Genomic DNA, 17590 nt, shown 5'->3' with positions numbered 1-17590 from the left:
TTCGCCGTGCGTGCTGCCAGGGTTTCGTTCGTTCTCTGCTGGATGTTGGCCGGACTCGCACCCCTCGCAGCCCAGGACCGATGGCTGGCCATCGAGGGGGGTAGGGTCTTCGATGGGACGGGAGCCGTACACGAGAACGCGACCGTGCTGGTGCGAGGCGACCGCATCGAACGGATCGGGCCCGCGGGGCAGATACAGATCCCCGCCGGAGCCGAGAGGATCGACGCCGCGGGCAAGTTCCTCACGCCCGGATTCATCGACCTCCACTTCCACTATTCTCCCGGGCCCCACGCCTCGATCGACGGGACCGGGACCGACGCGAACCCCGAGTTGCCGCTTCTCTTCCTGGCCAACGGCGTCACGACGCAGCGCGAGATGGGGCAGTGGATCTCGGACAACGAGGACTGGCTGGCCGCGGTCCGCGCGGACGGACTCCCCACGCCTCGCCTCCTGTATTCCGGTCCCATCCTCGACGGGCGGGACACCGCCTATCCCACGATCTCGCGGGTCCTGCTCGACGACATGGACGCGCGGCTGGCCGCCAACGAACTCATGGACGGTGGCGCGACATCTCTCAAGGTCTATTTCCGGCTGTCGGTCTCTCAGATCGCGGCGATCATCGAGGAGGCCGACCGTCGCAACGTGCCCGTTCACGGCCACCTCGAGATCGTCGACCCGCAGGCCGCCATCCGCCTGGGGCTGGACGGGATCGAGCACACGAGGTCGGTGGGCCGGGCGCTCGTCTCGCCCAAGCGGGCGGAGGAGTTCCGCCAGGCCGTCCTGCGGGAGAGCATCCACCGCGGCGAGGGAGGGCTGGAGCTGTGGGCGGCTCTGGATCCCGCCGGCCCCCGCGCCGACGCGCTCATCGAACTCATGCTGGAGCGCAACGTGAACCTGGACGGCACGCTGGCCGTCTTCGAGCCGGAATTCAGCGAAGAAGGCCGTGACGTGCAGTGGGCCGCGATGCGGAACATGGCGGCGTTCACGGTGCGCTATGCGCAGGCTGGCGGACCCGTCACCATGGGATCGCACGGCCTCGTGGCGAACGCGCCGCCGGGGCTCGCGTACCAGCGCGAAATGGAGACCCACGTGGAGGCCGGCATGACGCCGGCGGAGACGCTGGTCGCCGCCACCCGGACGGGCGCCGAGGCCCTTCGTCTCAGCGACCGGGGGACCCTCGCGCACGGCATGCTGGCGGACATCGTGCTGTTGGACGCCGACCCCCTCGAGGACATCGCCAACACCCGGCGAGTCCACGCCGTGATCCTCGGCGGGCAGCTCCTCGATCGCGACCGGCTCCTCGCCACCGCCGACGGCCTGGTCCCCTGAGCTAACAGCCCCCTGAGGATTGTTACGTGACACCGGGAACCACTTCTCCTATGCTGGTTCACGATCGAGGGCAGATCCCGGCGAGGCCCCCTCCGCTTCGTGTTCGACACCGGCGCGAACGCGCACGGCCTCACGCGGGGGGGTCGCGCGTCACCTCGATCTCCCGCGCATAGCGAGCCACCAGGTCTCGAGCCGCTAAGCTGGCCGGGCCGGCCTACGCCCCCGTTCGTCCGACGGAGTACACGACGAAGCTCTGGATGTCCAGTTCGTCGGTCTCCAGCGCGACGACCCGGCCGTCCGCCGTGAACGTCGCCGGCCACGGGGCACCCTCCGGCAGCGTACCCTGATACACGCCATCCGGGTCGAAGACATCCGTGACGAAGCGATCCGGCTCGGACAGCGGAGCCGCGTGCCGCCGGGCCCAGATCCACCCTTCGCCGTCGACCCTGATGCCCGATACGACCTGCCGCCGCTCTTCGAACCCTCGCGTTTCCAGTTCTTCGACGGGGTCGATCCGGCAGCGCCGCCCGGCGACGCCCACCGTCGAGCCCTCGCCGATCCTCTCGAGCGCGACCTCTCTGTTCACGGCCGCTGCTTCGATGGGTCGCTCCAGGAATCGGGCCCTCGTTCCTCCCTCGAAGATCTGGATCACATACTCCGGCTGATCATTGACCGCGACCACATCACTCATCGCATCCCAGACGAGGACAGGATCGAACAGCGGCGAAACCGAAATCGACAGGATTCCGCACTCCGGCACGGCAAGATCGCCCCGGGCACGCTTCACGAGCGTCGCGAGGGCCAGCGTGTCTCCCTGGCCGCGGACCAGGAGCACCTGATCACTCACGGTGGGGGCGTCCGAATAATAGCCCACTTCCCGCATGACCATCGTCCCCCCCTCGACCAGCCTCTGCCGAGTCCCCAACTCGAAGATCCCGTCGACAGGCTCCTGCCAAAGGAATTCCCCCCGGGAGTCGAAGACCTCGTAGCTGGACGACGGGCCGTCGAGCACACGAATCGTGTCACTGCGAGGCCCGAGAATCGCGACCGGATAGCCGAACGCCGCCGGACCTTCTCCCTGCGAACCGAATTCGCCGACCAGAGTCCCGTTCGGATCGAATGTGAGGACGCGATAATTCCCCTTGTCCAGTACAACGAAGGTGCCCTCCGGACCGAGCGTGATCGAATGCTCGTCCACGCCGTAAAGCGCGTCCGGACCCGAGGTCGACCCGAGCCGCAGCGTCGGCGTGAAGGTCCAGTTCAGAGGTGAATCCGCAGTGGCGTCGGGCACCTCGCACGCGTTCAGCGAGAGCAGCGCCAGCACAGCGACGCACGCACCCGGCGCAGTCGGCATCTTGCGGACGGCTATCCTCCCCGCGCGGGACCTTCGATGTGCAGGGTCACGATGTCGGCGTCGTGGTATTTCTGGTGCCTCACGGATGTGGCCAGGTGCCGGAGAATCCGGAGCGAGAGTTCGTGTTCCCGCGGCTCCGCCGTACCGTGGCTGGCCAGCACCGCGATCTGGTCCTGGATGTTCCCCTCGCCACCCGCGGCGATGAACTCCAGCTCCGCACCTTGCCCCCACTTCCTGGCGAGAAGGCGCAGGCGCCGGTCCCCGCTGTCCTCGTCCTGTTTGGCCTGCTCTAGCAGGAGGAGGAGCGTCTCCTCCGCGGCCTGCAGCAGTCGGTCGCTCATCTCCATGGGCCACTTGCGGCGGATCGAGAATTTGTCGAGGAAGTTCCGGATGTTGGGAAGGGCTTCCACGTTCAGCGTCGTCTCGACGCGCAACGGCCGTGACCCCGTCAGTTCGAGCAGGGCCGTGAGGAGGATCGCCACCAGCCCTCCGGCCGTCATCCCGTTCTCCAGCAGCGGGGCGAGACGGGGACCGAGGTTCTCGGTGAAGAAAGCCCCCTCCTGGAATCCGACCCCGGCCCAGAACGACACGCCGACGATCGCGGCCTTCCGATAGTCGATGCCGTCCTGCACCACGACCCGCATCCCGATGACGAACAGGATCGCGATGAGGACGAGGCCGTAGGCGGCGAGCACGGGATCGGGGATGGCGAGCACGACCGCGGCGACCTTCGGCAGGAACGCGAGCACGCAGAAGATGACCCCGATGCAGACGCCCACGCGACGGGCCGCGACGCCGGTGATCTCGGCGAGGGAGATGCTGGTCGAGTAGGTCGTGTTGGGGACGGTGCCGAGGAGTCCGGAGAGGAGATTTCCCAGGCCGTCGGCGGCGACCGCCCCCTGCACCGCCCCGAAGTCCGTCGCCCGCTTCTCGCGCCACGAGACGCGCTGAATCGCGACCCCGTCCCCTACGGTCTCGATCGCCCCGACCAGGGTGACGAACACGAACGTCGGGAGCAGCGTCCAGAAGGCGGGGCCGAAGGTGAAGTCGAAGCCCGGCCACCCGCCGCTCGGGAGCCCGATCCAGCTTGCGTCCGCGATGCGGCCGAAGTCGTAGATGCCGAACGCGATTCCCGCGCCGCAGCCGACGGCAATCCCGATGACCGGACCCCAGAGCCGCATCACGCCGCCGGCCCGCAGGACGATGAGAAGCGTGGTGAGGATGGTGATGCCGGCCGTCAGCGGAGCGGCGGAGGGGCTCGCGCCCTCGGGCACCTGGCGCAGGAGGTCGAACAGGAGCGGCATGACCGTCACCGCGATGAGCATGATCACGGTGCCCGCCACGACCGGCGTGATGATGCGCCGGAGGAGCGCGAGCTTCCACGAGAGCCCGAACTGGAAGAGCGAGGAAGCGATGACGAGCGTCGCGAGCAGGCCGGGGCCGCCCTCGACGAGCGCGGTCACGGACGCGGCGATGAAGGCGCCCGACGTCCCCATGAGCAGGACGTAGCCCGCCCCTACGCGCCCGAGGCGCCGGGCCTGGACGGCCGTCGTCACCCCGCTCACGATCAGCACCGCGAAGCTCGCCCAGGAAAGGTAGGACTCGGTGCCGCCAGCCGCCCGCACCACGATCGCCACCGTGATGACGATGGCCGCGATCGTGAGCACGACGTACTGAAGGGCGAGTCCGATCGCGACTCCGTAGGGTGGCGTCTCGTCCGGCTGATACCGGATCGCCTGCCGGGTGTCGCCTGCTCCTGCTGCCATCGGTCACTTCCGTCGCTGGAGAAACGCCGGGTCCGAACGCACGCCGTCGAAGCTCAGGCCGGTATCGAGCGCCCGCAAGGCGGCGCCCGCCGCCTGACCTGCGCGGCGACATGATCCATATTGTACTAGTTTATGTTAGACTAGTATTGGACAGAACGTACCGGGTCAGGGAAAGGAGGCGTGCCCATGGATGATTCCGACCTGGCCCGCACATGGACGGTTGCCGAGGCGAAGGCGCGCCTGTCGGAGATCCTGCGCCTCGCAGAAGAGCAGGGGCCGCAGCGAATCGGCATCCGAAGACCCTTCGTCATCGTTTCCGAACGCCTGTGGCGGGAGAAGGCTCCGGCCCGCGAGCCACTGGGCCGTTGGCTGATCGAGAACGTGCCTCGTGGACTGAACCTGGAGCCGCCCCGTGAGAGAGCGTCCCGTCGCGAGATCCCCTTCACTTCGGACGACGCCGGGTGACGGGCGTGCTGCTGGACACCAACGTGGTCTCGGAGTTGACGAGGCCGACTCCCGCCCCACCCGTACTCGCGTTCCTGCGCGTGCAAGACGACCTCTGGATGTCCACTGTCGTGTTGCACGAGCTCGAATTCGGTCTGCTTCTCCTGCCTCCGGGACGACGGCGAGACGCGCTCCGCGACGTGCTGTCCGAATTCATGCAGCGATACGAGGATCGCATTCTCTCTGTGGACAGGACGGCGGCCGCCTGGGCCGCCCGGTTTCGAGCGGACGCCCGTCGGCAGGGGCGCCCGCTCGACCTGGGAGATGCCTTGATCGCCGGAACGGCCAAGGCCGGGGATCTGTCGGTGGCGACAAGGAACGTGACGGACTTCCGGGGCCTCGACCTCGTCGTCACGAATCCGTGGGACTTCGGCTGAGCCGCTGCCAACGGGGGAAAGCGGGCGACCGGGGTCGAACCGGCGACCTTCAGCTTGGAAGGCTGACGCTCTGCCAACTGAGCTACGCCCGCGAGGCCGTCGAATCTGGCGACGGGCCCCGCGCCGGGGCAAGTTTGCGGGCCGCGCGCCGAGCCGGGCCACGCCGCGCGACCGCGTCGTACAGGACTCCAGGAGGATGATCCAGTGAGCGTTCGACATGTATCGGAGTTCGGACTCACGCCCGTCGCCGCCGGGGCGGAGACCGAAACGCAGGTCCTGATCGGTCCGGACCAGGGGCCGAACTTCGCGCTGCGGCGCTTCGTCATGCAGCCGGGTGGCGGGATGCCGCGGCACACCAACGCCGTGGAGCACGAGCAGTACGTCCTGCGCGGACGGGCGCGGGTAACGATCGGAGAAGACGTGCACGACGTGAAATCCGGGGACGTCGTCTACATCCCGGCCGGCACGCCGCACTCGTACGACGCGGTGGGGAACGAGCCGTTCGAGTTCCTGTGCGCGGTGCCGAACCAGCCCGACAGGATCGAGATCGTCGACTGCTGACCCGCGGCCGGACGGTCGGGTCGCAGGCAGTCGTATCGGATGCTCCAGGCTGCCGTCAACTACCTCGCTCCCCTATTGATGTCGCGCATCGCTCGGCCCGTGTGGCGGCTGTCCGGGCGAACCCGCCGAGCACTTCCCCGTCCAGTCCCGGCATCATCAGCGCATCGGCGACATTCGTCGCGCGCTGGATCACGGCCTCTGCGATCTCGGGGACGCGTCGCCGGATCAGAGGGAGTCCCACGGTCGCTTCCCTCGAAAAGGCGGCCCAACCGCGCAGGTCCATTTCGGCCAGCCTCGCCCGTCCGCCGATCGGCATGGCAAGAGCGGACGCCAGTTCCGGATAGGCGGCCGTCATCGCCAGGTCGTAGAGCGGTGCGAGACGCGGTCCGGCCGCGTCATGGAGGATGGAGAAGTTCTTCCCGTGTGCGTCGGCGTTGCCCACGATCAGATTGAAGACCACGGCGTCGAGGAGCTTGAGGATCTCGACCGCGGGTCGGGCCGCGACCTGGCGCAGGAGCGCAAAGGCGTCCCCCAGAGTCGGCCCGCCCTCACCCGCGTACTTGATTTCGGGGGGTACCGCGAGGGCCTGGCAAAAGTCTTCCTGATGGATGCGGCGGACACAGCCGTCCGGGCCGGCCGATCGATCGTACCGCTCGACCAGGAGCAACGTCCTGTCCCCCACCTTTCGAGGCTCCACGGCGGCGACCGGCAGGCCGACGGCGCGCGCGAGGCGCATCGCGAAGGCTTCGTTCTCGGTCGTGTGGGGGAAGTCCGGGATCGCCGGCTTCAGGATGTGGGTCGTGGGCTGCCCCGGTGCCGGAAGGGCGATCACATCTTCGACCATGACGACGGGCAGTTTCGACTGGGCTCCGGCGAGCGAGAGGCGCAGGCCTTCCTCGCCGGCGAGCAGGGGACGCCAAGGCAGAGTGTTGAGGACGTCGAGCAGTTCCGCCTCGTCGAGCGGTTTGGGCGAATAGTCCGCGTCAGGCTCCGCTGGCGATTCTCCGGGCGACAGCAGCTGGAGCGCCCCGGCGACGTCGCCGCCGAGGCGATCGAGGAGGGCGAAGTCGTTCAGGGAGGATACCCCCAGCGTTCGCGCCACGCGGTCCCGCTGGCTCTCCTCCGGCAGGAGGCCGGCGAAGAAGGGGCGGCATTCGCGGCGGGGAAACGGCTCCGCGCGTATGGGCAGCGACACGGACAGCGGCGGGGCCCGGTCGTCCCGCAGCCAGTCGTCCGCGTACCCGAACTCCAGGGCGCCAGGTCGGGGCTGTGTCAGTTGCCCGACGAGTCGCCCATCCCACCAGATGTCGAGAACGCGGTTCATGTATCGCGGGGGCTTGCCGGTCCGGTCGCGTCGGCTTCGAGTGGGGGAACGATGTCGACCGAACAGCCGAGCGCCGCAAGAACCTGAAGGACCTTTCCGATCTGCGCGGTCGGTTTTCCCGCTTCAAGGTCTACGATGAAGCGCAGGCCCACTCCCGCTGCGCCCGCAAGTTCATGCTGGCGCAGCCTCGCGTCCTTGCGCGTTGCCCGGACGATGTCACCGATATCGGCAGGCGTGACGTTTCGTTTTCTCATGATATATTCCCGCTCGGGAATATCGCCTGCTCTCGCGCCCCGTGTCAACATTCTCGTTCCCGCTCGGGAATATATTCGACTGTTGGGGCCGGAGGACGGCAGTAGTTTACCGTTCGGGAACGTGGCGAAAGGCACCACGCGAATCGGCCGGGCTCAGCCGAAAGGGATCCGGGGAGACGACATCGTCGACTGCTGACCGGCGGGCGGCCCGTTAGTTCGTGAGGACGACCCTCCCCACCACCCGGCCCGCTTCCAGATCCCGCAGGCTCGCCTCCGCCTCTATCATGGGTCGCGTCGCGTAGGGGATCGGGTCGACGCAACCGGAGAGGACGAGTGCCATCAGTTCCGTCATCTCCTGCAGACTCCCGAGGTCGGACCCCTGGACCGCGAGATCCTTGAGCACGAGCAGGGGGAGGGGCACCGAGAGCGAGCCGCCGAGCAGTCCCACGACCACCAGACCACCGCTCTTCGCCACGGTGCGGAAGCCGAGCCCGGCGGAGGCCGTGGAGCCGGCGAAGTCGACCACCGCGGCGCACCCGCCGTTCGTGAGCCGTTTGAGTTGCCGTGCCGCGTCGTCCTCGCGGGCGTCCACGACGTGGGCGGCGCCCGCCTGCCGTGCCGCCTCGAGCTTCGCGGCGTCGACTTCGACCGCGATCAGCTCCGCATCGAACAGCGCCCTGGCCAGTTGGAGACCGGCGAAACCGACGCCGCCGGCACCTATGATGACGAGCTGGTCTTCGAGCCAGCGCTCCGCCTTCCGGAGCGCGCTGTACGCGGTGAGGCCGGAGCACGCGTAGGTGCAGGCCAGCTCCGGTGCGACATCGCCGTAGTCGAACAGATAGCACGGATGCGGGACGATCACGTGGTCCGCGAACCCGCCGTCGAGGTGCGTACCGAGGGCTTGGGGGCGGTTACACAGATGCTCTCGAGCGCTGGCGCACAGGTCGCACGCGCCGCACCCGATCCAGGGGAAGACGACGCGGCGGTCGCCGATGGCTACGCCGTCCGCATCCGGCCCTGCGGCGGCGACCTCGCCGACGATTTCGTGCCCGAGCGTGAAGGGCAGTTCGCGCACCGCCCGCACATCCAGCTTTCGGCCGCCGCCCATCTCGAAGTAGCCCTCCCACAGGTGCACATCGCTGTGGCAAACGCCGCAGGCGTGGATGCGGACGAGCACTTCGGTGCCCGTCGGCTCGGGAGTCGGCGTCTCGGCCAACTCGAGCGGCGCGCCGTACGCGCCGAACTGGTAGCTCTTCATCTGTTCAATCCAGTCGTCTTTCGGAGGTTCGGGGCGCCGTACGCGCCGCCGACAGGACCTTCGCGAACGCGTTGACGACATCCCGCATCTCGGCGGCGCCCCCGAGCAGCACCTCGTGTTTGATCCAGATCGTCGTGCGGCACAGTGCCTCGCACACGGGCAGTCCCCGCTGCAGCGGCGTCGTGTAGCCGGGATGCACCGGGACACCCTCGGCCCGGAGCGCCTCGATGACCCAGTTCCGGTCCACCTCGGTCCCCGACTCATCGAGCCGCACCATGAAGATGTGGCACCCGTGACTGGTGATACGCTCATCGGGACCCGGCACGAGAACTCCGTCCACCCCCGTCAGACCCGTGGACAGCGTGTCCATGGCTTGCCGGCGGATGGCCTGCTCGGTCGGCAACCTCTCCAGCCCGTAGCACAGTATGGCCGCCTGGAACTCGGTCATCCGGAGGTTGAGACCGGCGGGTGCGTACTCGTGCGGCGCGCCCTCCGGATCGCGTCCGCAGTCGTGCCAGGACCACGCCCGCCGGTACAGCGCCTCGTCGTTCGTGAGGAGCATCCCGCCCTCGCCGGCGGTCAGGTTCTTGCTCGACTGGAAGCTGAACGCGCCCGCCTGGCCCAGCGTGCCGACTCGGCGGCCGCGCCAGCCGGCGAGCCACGCCTGGCCGGCATCCTCGACGACCCGGAGGCCGCACCGGGCGGCGATCTCGTTCACGCGGTCCATGTCGGCCGGGCGCCCGCCGATATGAACGGGCAGGATCGCCGTCGTGCGTTCGGTGATCGCGGCCTCGATCAGCTCCGGGTCCAGGTTGTGCGTACCCGGTTCCACGTCGACGAAGACCGGAACGGCGCCCAGCGCCCGGGCGGCGTGGGCCGTCGCCACGAAGCTGTACGGGCTCGTGATGACGTCGTCGCCGGGCCGCACCCCCGCAGCGATGAGCCCGAGCTGGATCGCCACTGTCCCGTTGCAGCACGCGACCGCGTACCGGGCTCCGTGCAGCGCGGCGAAGCGCGCCTCGATCTCGGGCACGGCCCGGCCGCCCCGGCCCCAGCGCCCCGACTCGAGCACCTCGAGCAGGGCGCGTCGCTCAGCCGCGCCCCAGCGCGGCCACGACGGCCAGGGGGCGGTGCGGACCGCGGGACCGCCTTCGATCGCCAGCCCTCCGGCAGCCACGCGCGCTCTCCTCTTTCGCGCTACGGCCGCTACGAGACGGCGCGCGGGCGGTTCCGTGTGATGACGGCCGGGACGCCCGATTCCCGCGCAAGCTGGTTGAACGCGTCGAGCATGTCGCCGAGCACCCGCGACAGTGCCGCCTCCTCCACCACCCATTCCGCCTGAAGGTCGCGCCACCGCTCGAGCACTCCCATGCGCGGCGGCAGATCGGAGCCATCAACCTCTCCGATGAGCGAGGTCAGCTGCATGTTCAGCAGCCCCTCGTAAGCGACCATGTCCTGCTGCGCCGCCCGCCGCTTCTGGAACAGGCGGTCCTCCAGCGCCGTGATCGAGTCCGCGAGCATCGTTCCCGCAGTCTCGAGCGCTTCCGCGCCGGCGAGTCCGGCCTCCGCCGCCTGCGCTACGACCCCGTCGACCTGCGAACGGACATCCCGGATGTCGTTCACGCCGCCGTGGAGCGCCACGACCACTCCGAACACCGACTCGAGGAAGCGCCGGTTCGCCGCGAAGTCGGTCTGCGAGGCGGGGACCCGCGGATCGCCGCGCACCTCGAACTCACGGGTCTGTGCCGGCCCCTCTCCCACCGCAAGGCGCGCGCTGTACCGGCCGGGTATTACGCGATACCCCTGCGCATCCCCGAAGAAGGAATACGACTCCGCGATCCGCGGTCCGCTCTCCACGCGCAGGTCCCAGAACACCCGGTTGTGCCCGGGGCCCGCGGGAGCGCGAGTGTACCGGATCCCGTCGGCGTTCACCGTGGTGTCGGTCGAGAAGGTGCGGATCACCGCGCCCGCCGCGTCGAGGATCTCGAGGGCCGGCGTCTCATCCTCGAGCGCGCCGCCCATGACGTAGTCGATCGCGACCCCGGGTGTCTTGTTCTGGCCCGTGGTGGTCGGGCCCACCGCCCCGCCGAGTCCCTCGTTCACGCGGTACGCGGTCGAGGGCGTGTACAGGTGGTGCCCCTCCGCCGCCTCGGCTTCGGCCTCCTGCCGGAGCGGAGAGAGGTCGTCGAGCACCCAGAAGCCGCGGCCCTGCGTCGCCGCGGCGAGGTCTCCCGCCTGCACACGCAGGTCCGTGATGGAGGTCAGGGGCATGTTCAGATCCAGACTCCGCCACGAGGTCCCGTCATCGAAGCTCACGTACATCCCGAGTTCCGTGCCCGCGTAGAGCAGCCCCCGCCGCTCGGGGTCCTCGCGTACGATCCGCGCCCACGCCTCCGGCCGGTCCGCGGCGATCTCCGCGTCGATACGAGCCCAGCTCTCCCCGTAGTCCGTCGTCTTGTAGATGTACGGCGTGAAGTCGTTGAACTTGTACCGGCTGAGCGTGATGTAGGCGCCGCCCGGCGCGTGCGGCGACGGATCGAGCGAGTTCACCATGCCCTCCGGCATCCCGTCCGGCGTGACATCGGTCCAGGTCGCCCCGTCATCCCGCGTGATGTGGACGAGGCCGTCGTCCGCCCCGACCCAGATGGTCCCGGCCTCCAGGGGAGATTCGGCCATGGTGAAGATCGTGTTGTAGACCTCGCCGCCCGCCGCCTCGTTCGTGAACGGCCCGCCCGCCGGGACGTGCTTCGCGGGCTCGTTGCGGGTGAGATCGGGCGAGATCTCCTCCCACGTCACCCCCCGGTCGCTCGACCGCAGGAGGTGCTGCGCGCCGTGGTAGATCACGGTCGGGTCGTGAGGCGACGCCACGACGGGCCCGTTCCAGTTCCAGCGGTAGCGCATGTCCTCGGCATCCATGCCGAGTTGGAACTGCGGGTACGCCTGCACGCTGCGCGAGGACCAGAGTTCGGTGTCCAGCTCGCCGATCATCCCCTGAATCGAGGTCGCGTAGAGGAAGCGCGGGTTGTCGGGGTCGAACGCGACCCAGGCCGACTCCCCGCCCCCCGCGTCGAACCAGTCCTTCCAGCCCAGCCCGCCGGAGTGCGTCGCCCAGCCCAGCATCGCCACGCTCGTGTTGTCCTGCTGGCCGCCGTAAAGCCGGTACGGGAACTGGTTGTCCACCGTGAGCCGGTAGATCTGCGCGGTGGGCTGGTTCTCCTGCGTCGACCAGGTCTCTCCCCCGTTGAATGTGATCGTTCCTCCCCCGTCGTTCGCGGAGAGCATGGCCTGGTTGTCGAACGGGTTGATCCACAGGTCGTGGTGGTCCACATGCGGCGTCTGGATCGTCTCCCAGGTGCGGCCGCCGTCGATCGACCTGAGGAAGGGCGAGTTCATCACATAGACGGTCTCACGATCCTGCGGGTCGGCGTAGATCTCGACGTAGTACCAGGCCCGGCCGCGCAGCTCGCGTTCCGAACTCATCAGCGCCCACGTCTTGCCGGCATCGTCGGACCGGTACACCCCGTCCACATCCTCGTCGGCCTCGATCAGGGCCCATAGCCGGTCGGGGTCCGCCGGGGACACATCGATCGCCGTCTTCCCCATCATCTCGGGGAGGCCCTGGTTGATCTCCTCCCACGTATCCCCGCCGTCCGTCGACTTCCAGAAGCCGGAACCGGGGCCGCCGCTCCGGATGTACCAGGGTTCGCGATCGTGGTCCCACATCGAGGCGTAGAGCATGCGCGGGTTGGTCCGGTCCATGGCGAGATCCGAGGCACCGGTGTTCTCGTCCACGTGGAGGACGAGTTCCCAGTTCTCCCCGCCGTCCTCCGAGCGGTAGATGCCGCGCTCCGGCGTGGGGGAGAAGGGGGAACCCTGCGCGGCGACGTATACGAGATCCGGGTCGTCGGGATGAATCCGGATGCGCGAGATGGCCCGCGTCGGGGCGAGCCCCATGTGCGTCCAGGTGCGGCCCGCGTCGGTGGAGCGGTAGACCCCATCTCCGTGTGAGGTCGTGACGCCGCGGATCGAGTGCTCGCCCATTCCGGCGTAGACCACGTTCGGGTCGGACTCGGAGACGGCCACGGCGCCCACGGACGAGGTGGCGACGAAGCCGTCCGTGACGTTGCGCCAGCTGATCCCGCCGTCGGCGGTCTTCCACACGCCGCCGCCGGCCGTGCCCATGTAGTAGGTGAGCCGGTCGTCGGGGACACCGGCCGCGGCCACGGCCCGCCCGCCGCGGAAGGGGCCGACGTTCCGCCACCGCATCGACTTATAGAGCGAGGTCTCGTCGTCACCGTCCGTCGCCTGCCGGGCGAGAGCGACGGTGCGCGCCTCGCCCGCTTGCGGCACAAGGATCAGCGCCAGAAGCAGCAACCACGCGCTTCGCACAACACATGTTCTCACTTCGGTCGACCACATGGGAGCGGACCTCCGAGTTGGGATGTCGGCACCGGCGCCGATCCGTTTCATATTGGGCGCGAAGAATAAGCCCCGCTGCGGCGCTGCCGACAGAAGCCCCAACCCCCGAGATCCCATGGACGTACTCCTGAAGCGCTTCGCCGGACGTTTCGCCCTCACCTTCTCGTTGGTCGTGCTGGAGGCCGCGGGCTGGATCCTCTTCCCTCTCGTCATCGGGAGAGCCATCGACAGCGTTCTCTCGGACTCGGCCCGGGGCCTCTACGAGCTTGCCGGGCTCGGCATCATGACGATCGTAATCGCGATCGTCCGGCGTCTCGTCGACAGCCGCGCATACGCCAGGATCTACATCAGGCTCGGCGAGGAGATGGTGGCCCGGGACGAGGAGAGCGACACTTCCACCCGAACGGCGCGGCTCGGGATGCTCCGGGAGATTGTCGAGTTCTTCGAGAACTCTCTGCCCTCGCTGATCAACGCCGTGCTGGGGCTGGCCGGCACGATACTGATTCTGTCGGCGCTCAACTTCCCGGTCTTCGTGGCGTGTCTCGTGGTCGCCTGCGCCACAGTGACCCTCTACTCCCTCACTGGAAAGCTGACGACGCGCTACAACGAGGGGCTCAACGACCAGTACGAGCGGCAGGTCGATGCCGTCCACAGCGGCGATCCCCGGCGACTGCGCGAGCACCTGCGCGCAATGATGCGCTGGAACATCAGACTTTCCGACCTCGAAGCCGCGAACTTCGGGATCAACTGGGTGTTCATGATCTGCCTGCTGGTCTTCGCGGTGGGAGCCGCCGCCGAGCAGACGCTGGAGTACGGCGTAGTGTTCGCCGTTGTCATGTACGTGTTCCAGTTCGTGGAATCGATGATGGGGATCCCCTTCTACTACCAGGAGTGGCTGCGGCTGCGTGAGATCTCGGGCCGGCTGGCGGGGGCCACCCCCTAGCAGCCCGTGCTAGTCGCGACGGATCGCCTGGCCAGGGAACGCAACCTCGACGAGTTCGGCGTCCCGGACTACGAACGTCCCTCCGACGATCACGTGTTCGATCCCCGATGAAGGCTGAGTGGGCGCCTCGAAGGTCGCGTTGTCGATCACGGTATCGGGGTCGAACACCGTGATGTCGGCGTCCGCCCCGACCCGTATCCGGCCCTTGTCGGCCATCTGCGGGACGTAGGCCTCGAGCCGCCGGGCCGGCATCAGCGTCATCTTGGAGAGCGCGTCCATCAGGCTGAGCAGGCCCTGCTCGCGGACGTAGCGCCCGAGGACGCGAGCGAACGTACCGGCCCCGCGCGGGTGTCCGCGACCATCCACGAACGGGACCCCGTCGCTCGCGACCATGACCATGGGGTGGGCGAGCGCCAACTCGAACATCTCCCGCGGGATGATGTGGGCGATGATCCGTCCGCCCTCGGCCCGGCGCTGGTTGAACGTCTCTTCCGTGAGCCGCGCTCCGGTCGCGCCCCATTCGATGTCGCCGTAGTCGGAGCCGAAGCGCTCCCGCCAGCCGGGGTCGAAGATCGCGGCGCGGATGTCGGTGGAGGCGGCTGTGTAGGGATAGACTTCGGTCGTGACATCGAGCCCGCGCTCATGCGCCCCCTCGATCATCGAGAGAAGCGACGGCACCTGGTGCAGACCGCTCGATCCGAGGTGAACGATGTGGACGCTCGCGCCGGTCCCGGCCGCGTTCGCGATCATCTCGTGGACGGCCTCGATCGAACTGCCGGGTTCCACGACCCCGGCGTACCGGATGTGGACGAAGTTGGTCGCGCCCTCCTCCGCCGCGAGCTCGAACAGCCGGTGGATCTCCTCGCGCCGCGCCCCGGGCGTGTACTGGATGCCGTAGCCGATCCCGAGCGCCCCGCGTCCCAGCTCGTCCCGCAACCGGTTCTCCATCACCGCGACCTGCTCGAGATCGGCCGCCAGTCGGACTGCCTCCTCGCGCCCTCCCAGGGCGAGGCGGCGGGCGGCCCCGTGCGAGGCGGTGGCGCCGCAGTGGATGACGGCCTTCCCTTCCCGGCTCCCGTACCACTCCTCCACGTCCCCCGTGCCACCCTCCAGTTCGAGCGCGGTCGTCACCCCGTCCCGCGCCTGCAGCTGGCTCGAGTAGAGGTCCTGGCCGTGCGCGTGCAGGTCAATGAAGCCGGGCGCCACCACGAGCCCGCCCACGTCGACCACGGTCGCGCCGTCGAGCGGGGACTCGGAGATCGCCGCGATCGTCCCGTCGCGGATCCCGACGTGGCGGACCGCCTCGAGCCCGGACTCGGGGTCCATCACGCGGCCGCCGGAGAGGACGATGTCGTAGCTCTGGGCCGTCGCCTCTGAACCTGTCGCGGCGAACGCGGCCAAGACGGCGATCAGCGTTCCGTACCGCATGGCGAATCCCTTCATCCGAGCAACCCCGGGAGCACGCGCGCAACCAGCAATCCGAGGAACGTGCCGAGGGCGTTTCCCAGCGACCCGATCAGTACGGCCGGAAGCACCAGATCGCCGCGCCCGAGGCTTCGCGCGAGTGCCAGCGCGGAAGTTCCGCCGCCCACGTTGGCCTGGGAAGCCACGGCGGCGATGTCCACGTCGAGGCGGAGGAGCCGGGCCGCACCGAACGTGATGAGTCCGTGCACGACGACGATCGTGAGGGTGAAGGCCAGGAGCGCGAGACCGAGGGGGCCGATGTCGGCCAGCGCCCGCACGTCACAATGTGCCCCGATCACGCACAGGAAGAGGTAAACGGAGAACAGGCCCAGCGTCCGGCTGCCGGCGAGATCCGTGATGGCCCGAAACTGGGCGAGGATGAGCGCGATCACGGTGAGGATGAGGATGTCCGGGATCGGGACACCCAGTGAGACGGTCCAGGCCTCCAGCCGCTGCGACGCCCACAGCGTCCCGAACCCGATCGCGAGGACCAGGGCCAGATCGACCGGATGCACGCGCTCGGTGTCCTCCGTGATGCCGAGGTCCGGGGCCCGGTCACCGGAGCCCGGTACGGCGTCGGCCAGCCCGCCCCAACTCCAGCCGGACTGCGGCCAGTGCGGCCGAAGCAAGCGAGGGATCGCGATCGTGGCGGCCATCCACACCGTCGTCATGATCGAGTCCACCGCGGACGCTCCGCCGAACAGCACGCCCTCCCGCATGACGTCGTACTCGAGCGCGACCGCGTTGAAGTTCACGCTCCCGCCGGTGTAGGTGCCCGTGAACATGCCGCCCAGCGGCCCGAACAGCGGGCCGATCCGCTCCGGTCCGTCCACGATCGCCATGCCGGCGATCACGCCCGCGACGGTCCCCAGCGACCCGATGAGGAAGAGGGTGATGATCGGCAGCCCGGCCCGGAGGATATCGCGCAGGTTGACCTTGAGGAGGAGCCACACGATGGCCAGCGGGGCGACCGTGCCGAAGATCGCGTCGTAGGCGGGGACCGGATCCGCCTCGGTCGAGGAGGTCGGGAGCAGGCCGAAGTTCGCGATGACCGCGGTGAAGATGATGACCATCAGCGCGGTGCCGCCGTGCCGCAGGAAGCTCCGCCGCACGAGCCATTCCGTGCCCGCGATCACGAGGCACAGGACGGCGACGATGTACAGCGTCTGCGCGGTCACGGGGCTCGGGCGGGCGGGGTCTCGCGCCGGGCGCCGAGCGCGCGATCAGTCACGGGCATAGAGCGAATCCGCCTTCACGGCGGAGGTCGTGATCCCCTTGATCAGCGCCGAGGAGAAGCCCCGGTGCTCCATCTCGTTGAGGCCGGCGATCGTGCAGCCGCGCGGGGTCGTCACGCTGTCGATCTCGCGCTCGGGGTGCCGTCCCTGGTCCCGCACGAGGGCCGCGGCGCCGAGCGCGGTCTGGGCCGCCATCTGCAGCGCCTCCTCGGGGTGGAAGCCGATCTCGATGCCGCCCTGGCAGGCGGCCCGGACCGCCCGCAGGAAGAAGGCCACGCCGCAGGCGCAGAGCGCCGTCGCGGGGACCATGTGCTCCTCATCCACCACGAGGGTGGCCCCCACGGCCGAGAACAGATCCGCCACTCGGTCGAGCGCCCCCGAGTGGGCCGGCTCCGCCGCGAGACAGGTCATCGACTCGCGCAGCGCGACCGCCGTGTTGGGCATCGCCCGGACAATCGGGACATCCGGCCCCACGTGTCGGCGGATCGCCGCGATTCCGGCCCCCGACACAACGGACACCAGCAGATGCCGCCCGGAGTCCAGGGCCGCGGCGATCTCCATCAGCACATCGTCCAGGTGCTGCGGCTGGACCGCGATGACGACCGTGTCGCACGCGGTCACGGCGGCCGCGTTGTCCGCCGACACCCGGAAGCCCCGCTCCGCGAGGTCCTCCAGCCGGTCGGCGTGTCTGCGAGTGACATGGATGTCAGCGGGCGCACGCGAGCCCGCGGCTACGAGTCCCTCGGCGATGGCGCACCCGATGTTCCCCGCTCCGAGTATGGCGACGCTGTCCGCCACGGTC

Annotated in this window: 15 protein-coding genes and 1 tRNA gene; 5 read left to right on the top strand and 11 right to left on the bottom strand. The window is 68.9% G+C overall.

The genetic code is table 11. The features are described 5' to 3' along the window. Positions 1 to 6: 6 nt before the first annotated feature. Positions 7 to 1329 (top strand): amidohydrolase family protein, encoded by a 1323-nt coding sequence (locus tag ACOQPP_RS17050; RefSeq protein WP_420637053.1) that lies wholly within the window; start codon positions 7 to 9, stop codon positions 1327 to 1329. A 214-nt stretch (positions 1330 to 1543) separates the two neighbouring features. Here ACOQPP_RS17050 and ACOQPP_RS17045 read toward each other — a convergent pair whose 3' ends face one another. Next, positions 1544 to 2683 carry a hypothetical protein gene (locus tag ACOQPP_RS17045; protein ID WP_420637052.1) on the bottom strand — a complete coding sequence of 380 codons (1140 nt, stop codon included), beginning with the start codon at positions 2681 to 2683 and terminating at the stop codon, positions 1544 to 1546. An 11-nt stretch (positions 2684 to 2694) separates the two neighbouring features. Beyond that, a complete protein-coding gene (locus ACOQPP_RS17040; protein ID WP_419167583.1) occupies positions 2695 to 4449 on the bottom strand; it encodes a uracil-xanthine permease family protein in 1755 nt (584 codons plus the stop codon). Positions 4450 to 4635: 186 nt separating this feature from the next. On the opposite strand from ACOQPP_RS17040, the gene ACOQPP_RS17035 reads away from it, so the two are divergent. Beyond that, entirely contained in the window at positions 4636 to 4914 is a 279-nt protein-coding gene (locus ACOQPP_RS17035) for a hypothetical protein (RefSeq protein ID WP_420637051.1), read from the top strand. Then, positions 4911 to 5330 carry a PIN domain-containing protein gene (locus ACOQPP_RS17030; RefSeq protein WP_419167585.1) on the top strand — a complete coding sequence of 140 codons (420 nt, stop codon included), beginning with the start codon at positions 4911 to 4913 and terminating at the stop codon, positions 5328 to 5330. Before ACOQPP_RS17035 ends, ACOQPP_RS17030 begins: the two co-directional genes overlap by 4 nt. A 19-nt stretch (positions 5331 to 5349) precedes the next feature. On the opposite strand, the gene ACOQPP_RS17025 is transcribed toward ACOQPP_RS17030, so the two are convergent. Beyond that, positions 5350 to 5422 (bottom strand) — tRNA-Gly (locus ACOQPP_RS17025). A 112-nt stretch (positions 5423 to 5534) separates the two neighbouring features. On the opposite strand from ACOQPP_RS17025, the gene ACOQPP_RS17020 reads away from it, so the two are divergent. After that, on the top strand, positions 5535 to 5891 hold the full coding sequence (locus tag ACOQPP_RS17020; protein WP_420637050.1) for a cupin domain-containing protein: 357 nt from the start codon (positions 5535 to 5537) through the stop codon (positions 5889 to 5891). Positions 5892 to 5946: 55 nt separating this feature from the next. Here ACOQPP_RS17020 and ACOQPP_RS17015 read toward each other — a convergent pair whose 3' ends face one another. From ACOQPP_RS17015 to ACOQPP_RS16995, 5 genes are all read right to left on the bottom strand, one after another. Continuing rightward, the gene (locus ACOQPP_RS17015) at positions 5947 to 7215 is read right to left on the bottom strand and encodes a type II toxin-antitoxin system HipA family toxin (RefSeq protein ID WP_420637049.1); all 1269 of its coding nucleotides are present in this window, start codon (positions 7213 to 7215) and stop codon (positions 5947 to 5949) included. Next, positions 7212 to 7469 carry a helix-turn-helix transcriptional regulator gene (locus ACOQPP_RS17010; protein ID WP_420637048.1) on the bottom strand — a complete coding sequence of 86 codons (258 nt, stop codon included), beginning with the start codon at positions 7467 to 7469 and terminating at the stop codon, positions 7212 to 7214. Before ACOQPP_RS17010 ends, ACOQPP_RS17015 begins: the two co-directional genes overlap by 4 nt. Positions 7470 to 7680: 211 nt before the next feature. After that, entirely contained in the window at positions 7681 to 8727 is a 1047-nt protein-coding gene (locus ACOQPP_RS17005; RefSeq protein ID WP_420637047.1) for an alcohol dehydrogenase, read from the bottom strand. A 4-nt stretch (positions 8728 to 8731) separates the two neighbouring features. Then, positions 8732 to 9904, bottom strand: a complete 1173-nt coding sequence (locus tag ACOQPP_RS17000) for a DegT/DnrJ/EryC1/StrS family aminotransferase (RefSeq protein ID WP_420637046.1) — start codon at positions 9902 to 9904, stop codon at positions 8732 to 8734. 29 nt (positions 9905 to 9933) lie between these two features. Continuing rightward, the gene (locus ACOQPP_RS16995; RefSeq protein ID WP_420637045.1) at positions 9934 to 13116 is read right to left on the bottom strand and encodes a WD40/YVTN/BNR-like repeat-containing protein; all 3183 of its coding nucleotides are present in this window, start codon (positions 13114 to 13116) and stop codon (positions 9934 to 9936) included. Between the two features lie 145 nt (positions 13117 to 13261). Between ACOQPP_RS16995 and ACOQPP_RS16990 the strand changes: the two genes are divergently transcribed. After that, complete coding sequence (locus ACOQPP_RS16990; RefSeq protein ID WP_420637044.1) at positions 13262 to 14089, top strand: ABC transporter six-transmembrane domain-containing protein; 828 nt, start codon at positions 13262 to 13264, stop codon at positions 14087 to 14089. Between the two features lie 9 nt (positions 14090 to 14098). On the opposite strand, the gene ACOQPP_RS16985 is transcribed toward ACOQPP_RS16990, so the two are convergent. From ACOQPP_RS16985 to proC, 3 genes are read right to left on the bottom strand one after another with little or no spacing between them, the layout of a single operon-like run. Next, entirely contained in the window at positions 14099 to 15532 is a 1434-nt protein-coding gene (locus ACOQPP_RS16985) for an amidohydrolase family protein (RefSeq protein WP_420637043.1), read from the bottom strand. Continuing rightward, the gene (locus ACOQPP_RS16980; RefSeq protein ID WP_419167594.1) at positions 15529 to 16731 is read right to left on the bottom strand and encodes a DUF819 domain-containing protein; all 1203 of its coding nucleotides are present in this window, start codon (positions 16729 to 16731) and stop codon (positions 15529 to 15531) included. The genes ACOQPP_RS16985 and ACOQPP_RS16980 overlap by 4 nt, the downstream gene beginning before the upstream one ends. Positions 16732 to 16776: 45 nt before the next feature. Then, positions 16777 to 17586: a pyrroline-5-carboxylate reductase gene (gene proC, locus ACOQPP_RS16975; protein ID WP_420637386.1), complete on the bottom strand. Its 810-nt coding sequence runs from the start codon at positions 17584 to 17586 to the stop codon at positions 16777 to 16779. Between the last annotated feature and the right edge of the window lie 4 nt (positions 17587 to 17590).

It is taken from the genome of Candidatus Palauibacter sp. (assembly GCF_965222475.1).
Taxonomy (GTDB): domain Bacteria; phylum Gemmatimonadota; class Gemmatimonadetes; order Palauibacterales; family Palauibacteraceae; genus Palauibacter.
The sequence above is the reverse complement of the archived record's forward strand: the minus strand, read 5'-3'. Positions and strand labels throughout refer to the sequence as shown.

What these genes read in the sequence shown, in the direction of transcription:
- ACOQPP_RS16990 (WP_420637044.1), top strand. Translation starts at nt 13,262, where the DNA reads ATGGACGTACTCCTGAAGCGCTTCGCCGGACGTTTCGCCCTCACCTTC.
- ACOQPP_RS17015 (WP_420637049.1), bottom strand. Translation starts at nt 7,215, where the DNA reads ATGAACCGCGTTCTCGACATCTGGTGGGATGGGCGACTCGTCGGGCAA.
- ACOQPP_RS17035 (WP_420637051.1), top strand. Translation starts at nt 4,636, where the DNA reads ATGGATGATTCCGACCTGGCCCGCACATGGACGGTTGCCGAGGCGAAG.
- ACOQPP_RS17005 (WP_420637047.1), bottom strand. Translation starts at nt 8,727, where the DNA reads ATGAAGAGCTACCAGTTCGGCGCGTACGGCGCGCCGCTCGAGTTGGCC.
- ACOQPP_RS17045 (WP_420637052.1), bottom strand. Translation starts at nt 2,683, where the DNA reads ATGCCGACTGCGCCGGGTGCGTGCGTCGCTGTGCTGGCGCTGCTCTCG.
- ACOQPP_RS17010 (WP_420637048.1), bottom strand. Translation starts at nt 7,469, where the DNA reads ATGAGAAAACGAAACGTCACGCCTGCCGATATCGGTGACATCGTCCGG.
- ACOQPP_RS17040 (WP_419167583.1), bottom strand. Translation starts at nt 4,449, where the DNA reads ATGGCAGCAGGAGCAGGCGACACCCGGCAGGCGATCCGGTATCAGCCG.
- ACOQPP_RS16985 (WP_420637043.1), bottom strand. Translation starts at nt 15,532, where the DNA reads ATGAAGGGATTCGCCATGCGGTACGGAACGCTGATCGCCGTCTTGGCC.